This window comes from Kribbella sp. NPDC004138 (genome assembly GCF_053603655.1).
This window is the reverse complement of record NZ_JBSGFZ010000014.1, coordinates 212403-228516: the sequence shown is the minus strand read 5'-3', so window position 1 is coordinate 228516 and position 16114 is coordinate 212403. Positions and strand designations below refer to the sequence as shown.

Genomic DNA, 16114 nt, shown 5'->3' with positions numbered 1-16114 from the left:
GTCGCCTCGGGGTAGAAGACATGCGCCGACCCGCCGGTGACGTCGATCGCCTGCGGGCGTGCGGGGTTCTTGTGCAACAGGACCGCCGCTAGGGAACGGCGGGCCGCACGACTCACGGCGTCATCTGGTCGGATCCGGCGTCGTAGCGGCGCAAGGCTCCGGTAACTGTCGGCCGGGGCTGGCCGTCGATGTCCGGGCTGGGGGCCGTCACGGTGTAGCTGAAGCCGGTCGTCGCGGTCCCCCACCGGACGACGGTGTTCGCGCCGCCCAGGCCCCGCGCCGACGAGGCCGGGGCGCCGGTGGCCAGATGGAAGTCGCCCATCAGGTCGGGCGGCAGCAGTTGCGCCACGATGACCGCCTGGCGGAAGGCCGGGTAGGACCGGACCGCGAGGATGTTCACCGAGACCTCGTACGGCGACACGAACCGGGGGTCCGCCGACGAGTTGGTCGCGTCCGGCGCCGTCCCGGTGGTGTCCTGCAGCACCGAGTGCGTCGGTGTCAGCAGGGCGTCGGGGACGTCGGCCACGCCCAGATCCCAGGTGTTCACGGAGTTCGCCGTACCGTCGGGCAACTGACCGCCGATCCCGTACACGTACCCGCCCGAGAACGAGCCGGCCCGGTTGTCCCAGAACACGTCGTTCAGCAGCGTCGGCTTGCTGAACGTCGTGGCCGCCAGCGTCGCCGATCCGGGGAACAACGACGTGGTGCGCAGTCTCGCCTGCAACGGGTCGCTGTTGGCCGCGGTCGACAGGCCGGCCGGAGCCGGCAGACCGTTGCTGGTCACCGCCGAGGCCGTCGTCAGGTTCTTCGTGATCGTGTTGTTGACGACGTTCACGAACACCGCGTCGTCGAGCGCCAGCCCGCCGCCCTCGTGCGCCGAGATGTTGTCGGCGATCGTGTTGTTCGTGATCGCGACGGTCTGCGGATCGGACCGGGAGATGTGCGACCCACTGACCTGGAGCAGCCGGATGCCGCCGCCGTCGTCGTTCGCGAGGTTGGCCTGGATCACGTTGGCGTCGATCGTCACCGGACCGGATCCCGGCGACAGCGCGGTCGGTGTGGCCGGCAGCTCGCCGGCGATCATCACGCCGCCGCCCTCGTCGTAGGAGGCGTTGAACCAGATCCGGTTGTTCGCGATCCGGCCGCCGGTGCTGCCGCCGGGATTCGCCATGTACCCGAAGGCGGTCAGCGCACCGCCGTACTCGGCGGAGAAGTTCCCGCACAGCGCGTTGTCGACGACCTGGTAGCCGTCGCTGCCGGTGAACAGCCCGATCCCGCCGGCCAGGTTGGTGCCGCCGTTGTCGCGGAGCTGGTTGCGCGCGATCACCGGGTCGTAGTTGCGGTTGTCGCCGAGGTACGGCGTGCCGATCCGGACACCGCCGCCGTACGAGCCGCCGTTGCCGTGGATGACGTTGTCGGTGAGCCGCAGGCCGCGGACGTTGGAGTGCACGTAGACGCCGCCACCCTGCGTGACCAGCGCGCCGTCCGCGCCGTACGGCGTGCTGATCGCACCGGTCAGCACGTTGACGTTCCCGGGGATGTCCGCCTGGGCGCCGCCGGTGATGCTCAGTCCGTCCAGCGTCACGGACCAGCTTGCCGGGACGAACCCGGCCCGCGCCGGATCGTCCAGGACGGTGACGACCGCCGAGTCCGGCACCGCCGGATCACCGGAGTACCGCAGGCCGCTGAGCAGGTTGATCCACGCGGTCCCGTTCGGGTTGTCCAGGTTGAAGCCGGAACCGTCGAGGATCGAGCCGGGGACCCAGGTGCCGGACGGGTCGAAGCCGCCCGGACCGACGCCCTGGATGCGGACCTGGTGATGCACGATCAGGTTCTCGTTGTAGTCGCCGCGCGGGTTGGCGCCGGTCTGCGCGTTCGGCCACACGACCACCAGCCAGTACGGGCGCAGCCGCGTCGGCGTCGCCGCCTCCAGGGCGGCCTGCACGGTCTTGTAGGTCTTGGTCGGTCCCACCTCGGCGATCAGCGGGCTGGCCGCCGACATCCCGGCCAGCAGCGGGATGTTCAGGCCGAGCACCTGCAGGGTGAGACCGTTGACGCTCTGCTTGCCGTTGTGCCCGGTGATCTCGAGTACGGCGGCACCGGTCGCGAAGCCGACCGGGACGGTGAAGGTGATCTTCTTGTCGGTCCAACTGGTGACCGACATCGTCGTACCGTTCAGCGTCAGCCTGTCCGGGCCGCCCGCGTCTCCGAAGCCGAAACCGGTCACGGTGATCGACCGGTTCGCGTCGCTGCGCCGGATGTACGGCCGGTCGACCGCCAGCAGTTGCGGGACGTTCGGGCCGAGGTCGCAGATCGTCGGGTTGACGGTCGTCGTGTCCGGTGCGAGCACGGTCGCGGCGACCTGCGTGGGTGCCTCGTCCGTCACGGTGAACAACCCGGGCCAGGCCTGGAAGTTCGTCGCGATCGTCCGGAACCGCGGGTTGTAGTCGGGATTCAGCGCGCCCGGCTGACCGGGATCGTTGCCGACGAACCGGTACATGTTCGGGCACGGGCCGGCCGGCAGCGGACAGTTGTACGTGCCCGTCGACGGCTCCAGCGCCTCGTACAGTCCGTTGAAGTCGGTGTGCACGGTGTCCACCAGCCGGCCGGACCAGTCGTACAGGCCGACCGGGACGAACGGCAGACCCTGCGCCTCGCCGTAGTTGACACTGCGCTTGTCGAGAGTCAGGCCGAGGTCGTTCAGCGTCAGGCCCCAGAAGTGGGTCGGGATCGGCACATCGGTGAACAGGCTGAAGTTCGGCGCGGTCGCCTGGTTGGCGCGCAACCCGACCAGCTTCGCACCGCACGACGGGCGCTCGTACCCCTGGAAGGGGCTGCCCCCGCCGGCGTTGAAGTTCGGGTTGGTCACGTTGACCGTGTGCAGCGGTCCGGCGCACGGCGAGATGATGCCGGCCTGCTGCGAGGGCGGCTCGGCGGGTGGCGTCGGCGTCGGGTCCGGCGGACCGGCCGGATCGTCGGCCTGTGCCGGGGTCGCCGGCGGGTAGTTCTCCTGCGGCAGGTAGGTGTCACCGTCGAAGACGTTCACGTCCTCCTCGCTGGTGACCTTGTACATCGGCTTGCCGTCGACCGGGTCGTTCGGGATGTCCACCGAGACGAGGTAGTCGCGGGCCGGCAGGTCCTGTTCCTGCCCGTCCGGCAGCGGCGCGTACAACTCCAGCCCGTCCGGGTTGTGCACCGTGTCCGTCGGCGGGTACAGGTTGATCTTCGACGTGGTGAAGCCGTAGTTGCCGTTCACGGTCTGACCGCCGCCGGCCCTGTCGCTGGCTCCGACCGTGACGCCCATCATCGGCGCCTCCACGCACAGGCGGTTCTCGGTCGTCCCGAACGCGGGCAGCGCCTGCTGATCGGTCAGCGGCCGCCCGTCGTACGTCCGCGCCGTACAGCCACGCGGCGGCGCCCACTCCTCCGACGTGTACGCCTCCTGAACTTCGGGTCCCTTGACGAACGCGCCGTACGCCGGGTTGTCGACCAGCCCGCCGTTGCCGTCGGAAATCTGCTTCGGCTCGGTCTCGTAGCCTTGCCGGCAGAGCTCCGCCGGGGTGCTGTCCGTGCAGGCCTTCGGCAGGTACAGGCGCACCGGGACCCCGGGGATGCCCGGCTGGTACGGCTCGGTCGCCGCCATCGCCGGGTCCAGTTCGTTGCGGGTGGTGTCGTAGGTGACCGTGCCCACGATGCCGCCGTTCGTCCCGGCGTCGTACGGCTGGACACCCCAGTCGATCCGGCCGCGCAGGCCGATGATCGGCAGGAAGTTGATGTCCACCAGGCTGCCGAGCTGCGTGGTCGGCTTGGTCTCGTTGGCGGCCTGGTAGGTGATGCCGGTCGTCTTGTACCGGGTGTTGAAGCCCTCCAGGACCAGCCACTTCCCGAGCGGGTAGGTCTCCCTGATGTCGTAATTGCCGGCCGAGTCGGTCACCACCGTGTTGGTGTACTGGTCCATCAGCGAGTTGTCGCGCTCGCGCACGGTCAGGCCGAAGCTCGGGACCGCCCGCTCGCCGGTGTCGCGCTTGCCGTTGCCGTTGGCATCGATGAACACGGTGCCGTTGATGTGCGTGAACCAGCCGACGAGCATCTTGTTGCCGACGTCGGTCACGTCGCCGTTGTGCACCTCGACGTTGAAGCTCCACAGGATGTAGTCCTGGTCGTCGTCCCACAACGTCAGCTGGTAGGTCCCGTCGGGCACACCGGTGATGTCGAAGCTGCCGTTCGCGGCGCCGCGGCCGACGTACACCGCCGCGTCGCCGGCGTCGAGGTCGGACAGCGCGACCCACGGGTACGGGATCGGGCCGTCGGACTTCGCACCGGCGAAGCCCGTCTCCGGCACGACCTGGCCGTTCTGCCCGCCGATGTACGGCAGGCCGGCGATCGCGACGCCCTTGACCTCACCGGTGGTGCCGGCGGGCGACGTCATGGCCTTCGCGCGGACGAAGCCGAACTGCACGGCGGACACCAGTTCCGCCCCGCGCACCTGCTCGGTGTCGTAGCCGGTCTCGCCCTCCTGCTGCCAGATGTCGTGGTCGTGACCGCCCTCGAGCGTGGTGGTCTGCACCCATTGGCCGGCCTGCGCCGCGGGTGGCGTCACGGTGGCGGCGTACCGGTTCGGGCCGAGGTTCGGGATCACGATCGCGCCGGTCGCGTCACTGACGCACTGACCGGTGGACCGGGCGGTGTCGATGATCGGCCGGTTGTCCGCGTCGAACAGCATCCGGCCGGAGCCGTTCGCGTTCGCGTGCTTGTAGATCGTGCACAGCGGATTGCCGTAGTAGTCGGTGCTCACCAGTCCGAGGACGTCGGTGAGGCTCGCGGTGAAGCCCGCGAGTCCCTGCTCGGCGTCCACCTCGTAGGTCCCGTCGACCGGGACGCTGTCGTTGAACACCTGCAGCCGGAGCGTGGTCAGCGGCAACGGCGTCGGGTTCATCCGGACCACGGCACGGGTGGTCTGCCCGGCGCTGATCGTGAAGTGCTGACCGTCGATCTTGAACCCGTCGGCGGTCACCGAGATCAGGTACTTGCCGGGCGGCAGTCCGGTCAGCGGCGTACTGTCCCCGAGGTCCGCCTCGGTGCCTTGGGCAACGATCGGGGCGAATCCCGACGTCGGCCTGGTCGACGGCCACGGACAGGTGTCCGCGTAGTCCGGGTCGGCGGAACCGCCCGGCGCCATCGCCGGAAGGCACCGGTCGGTCAGCTGGTTCGTCCGGGTGCCCGGGTCACCGGTGTCGTCGATGTTGATCAGCCACTTGTACCGCGGCACCGGATCGTTCTCGTGCACGAATCCGGGACCTGAGTTCACCGATCGCGCGCTGGCCACGTGCAGGGTCAGGCTCCCCGGCTCCGCGGCCCGCGCCGGCGCCGCGTTGCGGCCCAGTTGCGCCGCGGACGTCATCGCCGCGATCAGAACGAACGCGACCGCCATCCGCAGCCATCGCCGCGGCACGGATCTCCACTGCTGTGTCACGATCCCTCCCCCACTCGCGCGCCCCGTCGGGCGCCGCGCCGTCAGCGCAACAGTGGGGCAGGGCGAGCGGCGGCAGGATCGGATGACAGAGTTCTCATCGACTTCTCATCGGCCCCTCCGCCGGCAGCGGACCGCCCGACACTCATCCGTCATGGAGTTCTCAGGGGACACTCCGGCGCCGACGCCGGCGGTGAGCCACGAGCAGGGCAACGATCACGCCGAGGACGAAGGTCCCCAGCAGGAGCCCGCTCACGAGACCGAGGCGTTGTTCGAGGGCGCGGTACGAGGCTCCGGCGAGGTAGCCGCCGGCGGCGACGAGGACGGCCCAGGCGACGCCGCCGATCACGTTGGCGACGGTGAAGTGCGAGCGCCGCATGCGGCTCATGCCCGCGATCCCCGGCACGAGCGCGCGGAAGGCCGCGGTCCAGCGCCCGAGCACGACCGCGGCGGCGCCGCGGCGGGCAATCAGTGCCAGCGTCCGATCGATCTGCTCACGACGGCGAAACCTGCCCGGCAGCCGGCCGAGAAGCGCAGGGCCGTGACGTCTGCCGACGACGAATCCGATCTGGTCGCCGACGACCGCACCGACCGCGGCGGCGACCATCACCGCCCACAGCGGCAGGGCGCCGGAGTGGGCCGCGACTCCGCCGATGATGACCGCGGTCTCACCCGGGACGAGCAGGCCGAGGAAGGTCGATGCCTCGAGCGCCGGCAGCAGACCGGCCACCGTGATCACCAGCCACGGCGGAAGGCCGGCCAGCCAGTCGTACACCGCGTTCAGCGTCGGGACCGCCTCCTTCCACCCAGCTCTGAACCCGTCAGTAGAACGGTCCGGCCGCGCGGGCCGTGTCGTCGAACTCCCAGGTCAGCTCGTTGCGGACGCCGACCACGCCGTCCACGCCCGCGACCAGGCTGCCGGCCAGCGCGGCGGTGCTGCGCTGCGGGACCTGCCCGGACAGGGTCACCACACCTTCGAGTACGTCGATCTGGACAGCCAGCGGTTCGTCCCACAGTTGCCGTTCGACGACATCGCGGCGGACCCGCGCCAGGATCTCCTGATCCGGAGCGAGGAAGGCGCGCAGCAGATCGGACCGGGTCACGATGCCGGCGAGCTCGTCGCCGTCCATCACGACCAGCCGGGTGATCCGGCGTGCCGCCATCAGCCGGGCGGCCTCGTCCAGCGTGCAGCCGCCTTCGATCGTCACGGCCGGGGTGGACATCAGCAGCTGGGCCGTCGTCGCGTCCGCCTTGGTCCGCGTCCCGCCGCGCTGCCAGGGACGGCGTGGCCGGCGCTGGAACTCCTCCTTGCGCAGCAGATCGGTCTCGGAGACGATGCCGACGACCCCGCCGAACGTGCTGCGCACGGGCACCGCGCTGATGTGGTGCTCGGCCAGGACGGCGGCGACGGTCTTGAAGGGCGTGTCCTCGGCGACGGTGACGACGTCCTTGGTCATCACGTCCGAGGCCGTCAGGTAGTGCCGCATCATGACTCCTTGGCCCGGCGGACGATCGCGACCGGCGACGCCGCATGGTGGAGAAGACTCTGACTGACCGAGCCCATCAGCAGCCCGGCCACGCCGCCGCGGCCCCGGGAGCCGACCACGACGAGCGAGGCCGTGTCGGACCACGCGATCAGCTGCGCGCTCGCGCGCCCCTCGAGGACGGACGCACGGACCTTCACCCGCGGAAACTTGTCCTGGTACCCCTGCAGACTCTCGGCCAGCCAGTCCTTCAACAGCTGGTGGGTGCTCTCGATGGACGCGTGGTGATCGGCCTGTGGCTGCCAGCAGTACACGACCTCGAGTGGATGATCGGCGCGGTCCGCCTGGTCGAAGGCGAAGGACAGGGCCCCCTCCGAGTCCGGCGACCCGTCGGTGCCGACGACGACCGGACCGTCGCGCCGTTCGCCGCGGACAACGACCACCGGGCACGGTGCCTTCGCCGCCACCGCAGTCGCCACCGAGCCCAGGAACGCCGCGGACGCCTTGTTCCGCGAGCGCGTTCCGAGGACAACCATCTCAGCGTGCTCCGCCTCGATCAGCAGCGCGTCCGACGGATCGGTGTTCGCCAGCCATCCCGAGCCGCGCTCGTAGCCGAGCCGGTCCCGCGCGTACCGCACCGCGGCGTCCAGCTCGTGCTCGAACCTGTCGAGCGGCATCGGCGGCGGGAGATACCCCTCGGCCCCGACAGCCGGCCAGCGGCTGGCCTCGTCCAGGTACGCACGGACCACCCGGACCGGCAGATCGCGCTCCGCAGCGGCCTCCACGGCCCAGTGCAGCGCGGTCTGCGCCTCGGGCGAGTCGTCCACACCGACGAGGATGTACTTCGACATGACGGGAATTCCTTTCATCGACTGGGGTGCTGGACGAGGATTTCCTTGAGGCCGTCGACGAAGGCCAGCGACTCGTCGTACCCGCGCTGCCAGACGTTGCGGCCGAAAATGCAGCCGAGACCACCGGCGTCCATCGCCTGCTCGGCCTTGCGGTACATCGCGTCGTCGCCGGCCCGCTCGCCGCCGGAGACCAGCACCAGCGTGCGGTTGGCGGAGCGGACCACGCCGTCGATCGCCTGCTGCGGCGAGAAGATCTCTTCATACGGCGGTTTGACGGCGTCGCGCTTGTCCGGGTGCGGGAAGTTCACCTTCACCACGTCCGCGCCCAGCTCGCTCGCGACCCGCGCGGCGTAGTCGACGGCGTAGAACGAGTCCTTGCCGCCCTTCGCCTCGATCGCCGAGCCCCGCGGGTACGCCCAGACGACGAGCGGCATGCCGAACCGCTCGGCGTCGGCGCGGATCGTCCGGTACTGCGCGAAGTCCGCCTCCTGCGCGGGCGATCCGACGTACAGCGTGTAGCCGACCGCGTCCGCACCCAGCCGGACGGCGTCCGCGACGCTCGCATGGACCGGCGACAGCGCGGCGGCGTCCGGCGGAATGTCGGTCTTGCCGTTCAGCTTCAGGATCAGCGGGATCTCACCGGCGTAGTCCCAGAAGAACTTCTCCGCCAGCCCGATCTGCAGCGCGACCCCGTTGAATTCGCCGGCGATCGCCAGTTTCATGATGTACGCCGGGTCCGACGCGACCGGGTTCGCGAAGAAGTCGCGCGGCCCGTGCTCGAGACCCTGGTCGTACGGAAGGAACAGCGCCGTACCGTTGCGCAGGCCGTGGTCGAACAGGATTCGCCGCAACCGCGCCTTCTTGCCGGCGTTCAAGCCGAGTTCGTTCAGAGCCGGCCTGGTCTGCATGATGCTTACCTCCGCTCACTCAGCCCCACGTCCACTGTCGTCCCGCCGCATTCCGGACGGCAGAGGCGACGGGCCCGGTTCCGCCGGGACCTTGGACTGTCGGGCAGTCGACGTCGATCGAGGGCTCAGTCACGGTTGTGGCCCTTTCCCCTCTTGGCTGTGTAGACCGCGGCCGTGACGAGCAGGGCACCGACGACCAGCAGCACCAGCGGGGCCGCGAGTTCGCCCGGGAACCACTCGTTGACCACGACCGGCAGGGTGTTCAGGGCGCCGAGCGCACCCACCGCGAGCAGCAGCAGGTCGCGGACGACTACCGCCAGCACCACGACGGCCACGACGGTGCACAGCGCGAGCACCATCCCGACGTTCGTCGGCAGTGTCATCAACGCGCCGATCAGCGCGGCGGCGGCCGCCAGCGCCTGGACTTCGCGGCGCGGCTGCACCGTTCCGAACCATCCGAGCAGGAACCAGATCCCTCCGGTGGTCCAGACGGCCAGCCCGGGCAGGTGCGGGGCGGTGGTCAGCTCGGCGACGGTCGCCCCGGCCGCGAGCATCGTGGCCACGAAGAAGGCCGCCTGCTGCGCGAGGCCGGGAAGGCGCCACCAGAGCACCGCGGCGAGCACGGCAGCTCCCCCACCTGCGACCATTCCGATCGCGCTGCCGTCCAGCTCCAGGACGATATCGGCGAACAGCGCGAGGAACGCTCCGGTCCCTGCGGTGCACAGCAGCCACAGCACGGACCGCAGCCGGACACCAGGAGCGCTGTGGACCGGGACCAAGGCTCCGGCCAGCAGCAACGCGGCCGCGGCACCTCCGACGACGGCGAGTTGACCTGCGTCCCCCAGCTCGCTCCAGTACTGCGCACTGATCAAGCCGGCGGCCACCATCACGATCACGCCGCCGAGGTACGCCAGGGCTTCCACCACCAACGACGTACGGCCGCGGCCGTCGGCCGGAATGTCGTGCGCGACGGGGTGCGGGATGCCGTCGAGTTCGGCGCGCATCCGGTCGGCCTGTGCGGACGTGATGAGGCCGTCGGCCAGCCAATGGTCGACGAGATTCGACATCGACCGTCGATCGCTGGCGGATGTCCTCATGTGTCCAGCGTCTGTCGTACGGTCCGCGCTCGGCAGGGCCGAATGTCCTGTGCTGGGTAGGCCGACGGTTCAGCGCACGACAGCTACCGGGCAGGACGCGTGGTGCAGGACGGCGCGGCTGACCGAGCCGAGCAGGAAGCCGCGGATCCGTCCCCGGCCGCGCGATCCGACGATGAGCAGATCGGCGTCGCGAGACTGCTCCTCCAGCACCCTCGACGGCACCCCGTGCACGACCGTCTCGGTGACCTTCACGTCCGGATGGTCGACCGCCTGACCGGCGACCGCCTCGCTCAGCAGGACGGCGCTGTCCTCCTCCAGCGCGTTGAGGTCGTGGACCGGGAACAGCATGTCGCCGGGACCGGTGCTCTGCGGGTCGTGCCACGCGAGCACGGCCGTGACCGAGGCGTCGGTCTGCTCGGCGAACTCGAACCCGAACGCGACCGCGTTCCAGCTCTCCGCCGATCCGTCGACACCGACGACGACCTGGCGCGGGCCTTCCGGCCGCGGCTGCCAGTCCGCCGGTACGACGACGACCGGGCTGGTCGCATGGGTGGCGATATGAGCCATCACCGAGCCTCCGGCGAGCTCACGCAGTTCGCCCAGACCGCGGGAGCCGAGCACCAGCAACGAGGCGCCGGCGGCTTCCCGCAGCAGCACCGGAACCGGGTCGCCGATCACGACCTCGGCGTCGATCAGCACACCGGGGTATGCGTGACGGATGTCCCGGCAGGACTTGTCCAGCAGCCGCTCGGCCGCGCGCCCGAGGGCATCCGTGCCGAGCGCGACCGCGGCGCCGCCGCTGCCGCGCAGGGCCGGCCAGGGCATCACATGGATCATCCGCACCCGGCGCCCGACCCGCTGCGCCGCCCCCGCGGCCCAGCGCGCCGCCGCGTCGCTCGCCGCCGAGCCGTCGTAGCCGACCACGATCGGCCGCCCCTCGAACCGTCGTACCTTGCCGGACCCGTCCACGGAAGCTCCTCTCGCCGTGCCCCCGATCCTGACCGCCGGAACGCCCGCCGCGGCAGGGACCAACGGCCCTGTTTCGGGGCCCAACGGACCTGCCCGCCGGGCGGGCACGGTGCGACCGTGGGGGCTGTGGCCGAGATCAGGGGGGACGATGAGCACTGAGAGTCATGGCACAGTGCCGTTACGCGTGGTACCGCTGCGGGCGGTCGCCGCGATCTCGGTCAGTACGGCGGGGATCCTGCCGACCGACGCCGCGGCGGTGGTCCGCGAGCACCTGGCTCCGATCCTCGGGACCTGGGCGCCGCACAGCCGGGTGCGACTCACGCGCTTGACCGAGCCCGGTCTGCTCCGGCCGCTGGTCGCCCAGATCGACGTCCAGCTGAGCGGCGGTCATCGCGTCCGGGCGCAGGTCGCCGCCGCCACGATGTCCGACCTCGTCAGCCTGCTCGCGACCCGCACCATCGAGCAGTTGCACCTGTTCCCGTCCGTGCTCGCCGAGTGCCTGCGGCAACAGGTCACCACCCTGCCGCCGCCCTCGCCGCCCGAGCTCCTGCCGCCGGCCGGCCGGCGCGTGACCCGTCACAAGGGCTGCCACCCGACGGCGATGACGGCGGCCGAGGCGATCACCGTTCTGGAGGCGATGGACTACCGCTTCCACCTGTTCCGCGAGAAGTACAGCCGCCAGGACAGCATCGTGATGCGCTCCGGCCCCGGCCGCTACCGGATCTTCCAGTCCCGGCCGAACCCGCTCGGCCTCGAGGCCACCTCACCCCCGATCGCGCTCGCCGTCGCCGAGTGGAGCACCATCCCGCAGGCCGTCGCCCGGCTCGACCTCACCGGCGCGCCCGTCGACATCTTCACCGAGAAGTTCACCGGCCGCCTTCACGCCCTCTACGCCCGCTTCGACGGCCACTACGCCCTGCTCGGCTCCACCGCGCCCGTCACGAACGCTCACGGACCATGGTGATGGCTCCGCTCGGGCACTCGGCGGCACAGAGGCCGCAGCCCTTGCAGAAGTCCAGGTCGATCTCGTAGAGCTTGCCGGGCCCGAGCTTGATGACGGCGTTGTCGGGGCAGACGCCGAAGCAGTTGTCGCACTCCAGGCAGTTGCCGCACGACAGGCAGCGCCGGGCCTCGAACAGTGCGGTCTCGGCGGTCAGTCCGGCGGTCACCTCGTCGAACGTCGTGATCCGCCGCGCGACGTCCAGCTGCGGCCGTACGGTCGCCGGCGCGTCCGAGTAGTACCAGGTGTTCAGCCGCTCGTACGTCGCGAGCTCCGGCCGGTCCGGATGCGTGTACGCCGTGCCCCGCAGCCACGCGTCGATGTTCCGCGCGGCCTGCTTCCCGTGGCCGACGGCAACCGTGACGGTCCGTTCGCCGGGCACCATGTCGCCACCCGCGAACAAGCCCGCCCGGCCCGTCATCATCGCGGCATCCACCTGCACGACGCCGTCGGCGACGGTCACCTCGGGAAGGTCCGCGACGAGCGCCAGGTCGGCCTGCTGCCCGAGGGCGAGCACCACCGAGTCCGCGTCCAGCTCCTCGAACTCGCCGGTCGGCTGCGGGAACCCGGACTCGTCGAGGCGCATCTTCTCGATCCGCACCTGGTCGTCCCCGGCGTACACGATGGTCGACAGCCAGCGCATCCGGACGCCCTCCTCGAGCGCCTCCTGGACCTCGATGTCATGGGCCGGCATCCGTTCGCGGGTCCGCCGGTACACCACGACCGCGTCCGCGGCGCCGAGCCGGCGCGCGGTCCGGGCGACGTCCATCGCGGTGTTGCCGCCGCCGTACACCGCGACCCGGCGACCCAGCAACGGCCGCTCGCCCTTCTCCAGGCCGGCCAGCATCGACACCGCGTCGACGATGCGCGCGGAGTCGCCGGCCGGGATGTCGGCCCGGCGGCCGATGTGCGCGCCGACCGCCAGGAACACCGCGTCGAACGCGTCCAGTTCACTGTCCAGGTCGGTGACCGCGCGGCCGAGTTCGAGCCGGACGCCGAGGTCGGCGATCCGGCGGATCTCGGCGTCGACGACGTCCCGCGGCAGCCGGTACGACGGGATGCCGTACCGCATCATGCCGCCGCCGTCCGGTGAGTCGTCCCGCACCGTCACCTCGTGGCCGAACCGCGCCAGGTGGTACGCCGCGGACAGCCCGGACGGGCCGGCACCGACGATCAGCACCCGCTTGCCGGTCGGCGCGGCCTCGACCGCGACGGACCAGCCCTGCTTGATCGCCTCGTCGCCCAGGAACCGCTCGACCGAGTTGATCCCGACCGGTTCGTCGAGCGTCGCCCGGTTGCAGGCGGTCTCGCACGGCCGGTAGCAGATCCGGCCCATGACCGCCGGGAACGGGTTGTCCACCATGATCCGGCGCCAAGCGGCCTCGTAGTCGCCTTCCTCGGCGTGCGCCAGCCACTCCTGGATGTTCTCCCCGGCCGGGCACGCGTCGTTGCAGGGCGGCATCCGGTCCAGGTACACCGGCCGCTCGGTCCGCCACGACCCGGTCTTGTTGGCCAGGCTCGATCCGACATCCAGCGTGATCGCGTACGGGTGCACGCTGTTTGCCTCAGGCATCTACATCACCTCGTCGGGTTCGGTCAGGCCGAAGGTGCGGACGGTGCGGTCCGCCTCGGCCTGGATCCGGCTGATCAGGTCGTCGCTCGGGGTGTCGCCGAACAGGTGCGCGAACCGGCCCTGCGGCCGCAGGTAGTCGACCACCGGGCGGAGCCTGCGGATCCGCGTCACGTCGGTCACCTCACCGTCGACGGCCTCGAACACCGGGAAGATCCCGGTCTCGGTGGCCAGCCGGGCGATCCGGATCGTCTCGTCGGACGCGGTCCGCCAGCCGAGCGGGCACGGCACGAGCACGTGCAGATAGCGCGCGCCGTGGTACCCCATCGCCTTGGTCACCTTGTACTCCAGGTCGCGCAGGTCGGCGACGGTCGCGGTGGCGACGTACGGGATCCGGTGCGCCATCGCGATCAGCGGAAGGCTCTTGCCCTGGCCGAACGAATTCCCGGCCGGAGTCGTGGTGGTCACGGCCCCGTGCGGAGTGGCCCCGGACCGCTGGACACCGGTGTTCATGTAGCCGCCGTTGTCGTAGCACACGTACAGCACGTCGTCGTTGCGCTCGAACATGCCGGACAGGCACGCCATACCGATGTCGACCGTGCCGCCGTCACCGCCCTGGCCGACCACGCGGACGTCCGTGCGGCCCTTCGCCTTCAAAGCGGCGGCGACACCGGTAGCCACCGCGGGCGCGTTGCCGAACAGGGAATGCAGCCACGCGACCCGCCATGACGACTCGGGGTACGGCGTCGAGAAGACCTCCAGGCAGCCCGTGGCGTTCACCGTCACCGCTCGACTGCCGGCAGCGCGCATCACGGCGTCCAGCACGTAGCGTGCGCCGAGCGCCTCACCGCAGCCCTGACAGGCGCGGTGGCCCATGGTCAGCGAGTTGGTGCGGTCGGCGTCGGCCTGTACCGCGCGCTGGTCGGGGGCGAGCAGCCGGTTCCCGACCGCGAAGCTGCCGGTCTGGTAGAACTTGATCCGTTCCGCAGGCATGATGCCTCCTCCGATCGCTGCTCAGCCCGTACGGCGCAGTTCGCGCTTGACCACGTCGTCCTTGAGATCCAGGAAGGTCAACGGGCCGAGACGGCCGGCAGCGGCGTCGGTCAGCATCGCCCGCAGCGACGCCTTCGTCACCGGCCGCCCGCCGAGACCCGCGATCACCGTCGCGATCGACGCCTCCGGCACGCTCCCCCGGACGTCCGCGGCGACGATGCCGCCCATCCCCACCGCGAGCGCCCGCTCGAGCACGACCACCCGGCGAGCGCCGCGCAGCACGGCCCGCACGGCACTCGACGGGAACGGTCGGAACGTCGTCACACCGAGGACCCCGATGCTCAGACCTTCCGAGCGGAGCTCGTCGACGGTGTCCTTCAGCGTGCCCAGCACCGAGCCGAGCGCCACCACCACCGTCTCCGAGCCCAGACATCCGTACGGCCGGACCAGACCGCCCGAGCTCCGCCAGAACTCCTGCGCGAACTCGTCGGCGATCCTCGGAATCACCGTCAGCGCCTCCCGGTGCCGCTGGTGCGCGAGGTACCGGACCTCCATGAACGCGTCCGGCCCGACCATCGCGCCGATCGTCATCGGGGCGTCGGGATCGAGCACCTGCCGCGGCCGGTACGGCGGCAGGATCGCGTCGACCTGCTCCTGCGACGGTACGTCGACGCCCTCGACCGCGTGCGTCAGCACGAACCCGTCCATGCACACCATCACCGGAAGGGACAGCTCCTCGGCGATCCGGAACGCCTGCACGTGCAGGTCGGCCGCCTCCTGGTTGCTCTCGGCGTACAGCTGGATCCAGCCGGAGTCGCGTTGCGACATCGCGTCGCTGTGGTCGTTCCAGATGTTGATCGGGGCGCCGATCGCCCGGTTCGCCACCGTCATCACGATCGGCAGGCCGAGCCCCGACGCGTTGAACAGCGCCTCGGCCATGTACAGCAGGCCCTGACTGGCGGTCGCGGTGTACGCCCGGGCGCCGGTGGCCGACGCACCGATCGCGACCGACATCGCGGCGAACTCCGACTCGACGTTGACGAACTCGCACGGCGCGAGCCGGCCGGAGGCGACCAGCACGCTGAGCGCCTCCACGATGTGGGTCTGCGGCGAGATCGGGTACGCGCAGATCACCTCGGGCCGGCAGCGCGCGACGGTTTCCGCGACCGCGCGCGAGCCCTCAATCTGTGAGCGCATGAGCTGCCTCCCCGAGGGTCGCCCGGGCCAGGTCGTAGGCCGCGCGAACGGCCGCGACGTTGCCCTCGGCAACCTGTCCGGCGAAGCGTTCCCGGACGACGGCGACGACCGACTCCGGCCGCACCTGCCCGGTCAGCGCGGCGAACGCGCCGAGCAGGACGGCACCCGGCAGCGGACGGCCCAGATGGGTCAGGGCCAGCTCGGTGGCCGGCACCGTCAGCACCCGTCCGGGCCGGAACCGCCGGACGAAGGCATCCAGCCCGAGCTCCGCGAGCGAACAGGACGTGTTGATCAGCAGGTACCCGTCGTCGCCGAGACCGCCGAACACGTCGATGTGATGGATCAGCGTGGCGTCCTGGACGATCAGCGCGTCCGGCTCCGCGACCGGTTCGTGGGTCCGGATCGGACGGTCGCCGATCCGGCAGAACCCGACGACCGGAGCGCCCGTGCGTTCAGAGCCGAAGGTCGGGAACGCCTGCGCGTGCCGGCCCTCGGTGAACGCGGCGACCGACAACAGCTCGGCGGTCGTCACCACTCCCTGCCCGCCGCGGCCGTGGATCCGGATCTCGAACACG

General features: G+C 70.8%; 12 protein-coding genes. 1 reads left to right on the top strand and 11 read right to left on the bottom strand.

What is annotated here, in order from left to right; all coding sequences use genetic code 11:
- Positions 1–112: 112 nt before the first annotated feature.
- The 7 genes from ACWEOO_RS21490 to ACWEOO_RS21460 form a co-directional block, all read right to left on the bottom strand.
- Positions 113–5473, bottom strand: a complete 5361-nt coding sequence (locus tag ACWEOO_RS21490) for a hypothetical protein (RefSeq protein WP_452144494.1) — start codon at positions 5471–5473, stop codon at positions 113–115.
- Between the two features lie 160 nt (positions 5474–5633).
- Positions 5634–6245, bottom strand: a complete 612-nt coding sequence (locus tag ACWEOO_RS21485) for a DedA family protein (RefSeq protein WP_452144493.1) — start codon at positions 6243–6245, stop codon at positions 5634–5636.
- A gap of 46 nt (positions 6246–6291) precedes the next feature.
- Positions 6292–6957 (bottom strand): CBS domain-containing protein, encoded by a 666-nt coding sequence (locus ACWEOO_RS21480; RefSeq protein WP_452144492.1) that lies wholly within the window; start codon positions 6955–6957, stop codon positions 6292–6294.
- Positions 6957–7805 carry a universal stress protein gene (locus tag ACWEOO_RS21475; RefSeq protein WP_452144491.1) on the bottom strand — a complete coding sequence of 283 codons (849 nt, stop codon included), beginning with the start codon at positions 7803–7805 and terminating at the stop codon, positions 6957–6959. The genes ACWEOO_RS21480 and ACWEOO_RS21475 overlap by 1 nt, the downstream gene beginning before the upstream one ends.
- 14 nt (positions 7806–7819) lie before the next feature.
- Positions 7820–8713 (bottom strand): class I fructose-bisphosphate aldolase, encoded by an 894-nt coding sequence (locus ACWEOO_RS21470; protein WP_355691031.1) that lies wholly within the window; start codon positions 8711–8713, stop codon positions 7820–7822.
- A gap of 125 nt (positions 8714–8838) precedes the next feature.
- Positions 8839–9810 carry a DUF2157 domain-containing protein gene (locus tag ACWEOO_RS21465; RefSeq protein ID WP_452144490.1) on the bottom strand — a complete coding sequence of 324 codons (972 nt, stop codon included), beginning with the start codon at positions 9808–9810 and terminating at the stop codon, positions 8839–8841.
- 69 nt (positions 9811–9879) lie between these two features.
- Positions 9880–10779: a universal stress protein gene (locus tag ACWEOO_RS21460; RefSeq protein WP_452144489.1), complete on the bottom strand. Its 900-nt coding sequence runs from the start codon at positions 10777–10779 to the stop codon at positions 9880–9882.
- Positions 10780–10927: 148 nt separating this feature from the next.
- Here ACWEOO_RS21460 and ACWEOO_RS21455 point away from each other — a divergent pair, with 148 nt between their 5' ends.
- Entirely contained in the window at positions 10928–11743 is an 816-nt protein-coding gene (locus ACWEOO_RS21455) for a sigma 54 modulation/S30EA ribosomal C-terminal domain-containing protein (protein WP_452144488.1), read from the top strand.
- Here the strand turns inward: ACWEOO_RS21455 and ACWEOO_RS21450 are convergent.
- Genes ACWEOO_RS21450 through ACWEOO_RS21435 form a run of 4 tightly spaced genes read right to left on the bottom strand, consistent with a single transcriptional unit; the run spans position 11718 to position 16113 of the window.
- Entirely contained in the window at positions 11718–13352 is a 1635-nt protein-coding gene (locus ACWEOO_RS21450) for an NAD(P)-binding protein (RefSeq protein ID WP_452144487.1), read from the bottom strand. The two genes, ACWEOO_RS21455 and ACWEOO_RS21450, sit on opposite strands and share 26 nt — an antisense overlap.
- Positions 13353–14342, bottom strand: coding sequence for a thiamine pyrophosphate-dependent enzyme (locus ACWEOO_RS21445; RefSeq protein ID WP_359928893.1), 990 nt, complete (start codon positions 14340–14342; stop codon positions 13353–13355).
- Positions 14343–14363: 21 nt separating this feature from the next.
- Complete coding sequence (locus ACWEOO_RS21440) at positions 14364–15539, bottom strand: transketolase C-terminal domain-containing protein (RefSeq protein WP_452144486.1); 1176 nt, start codon at positions 15537–15539, stop codon at positions 14364–14366.
- On the bottom strand, positions 15523–16113 hold the full coding sequence (locus tag ACWEOO_RS21435; RefSeq protein ID WP_452144485.1) for a 2-oxoacid:acceptor oxidoreductase family protein: 591 nt from the start codon (positions 16111–16113) through the stop codon (positions 15523–15525). The genes ACWEOO_RS21440 and ACWEOO_RS21435 overlap by 17 nt, the downstream gene beginning before the upstream one ends.
- Between the last annotated feature and the right edge of the window lies 1 nt (position 16114).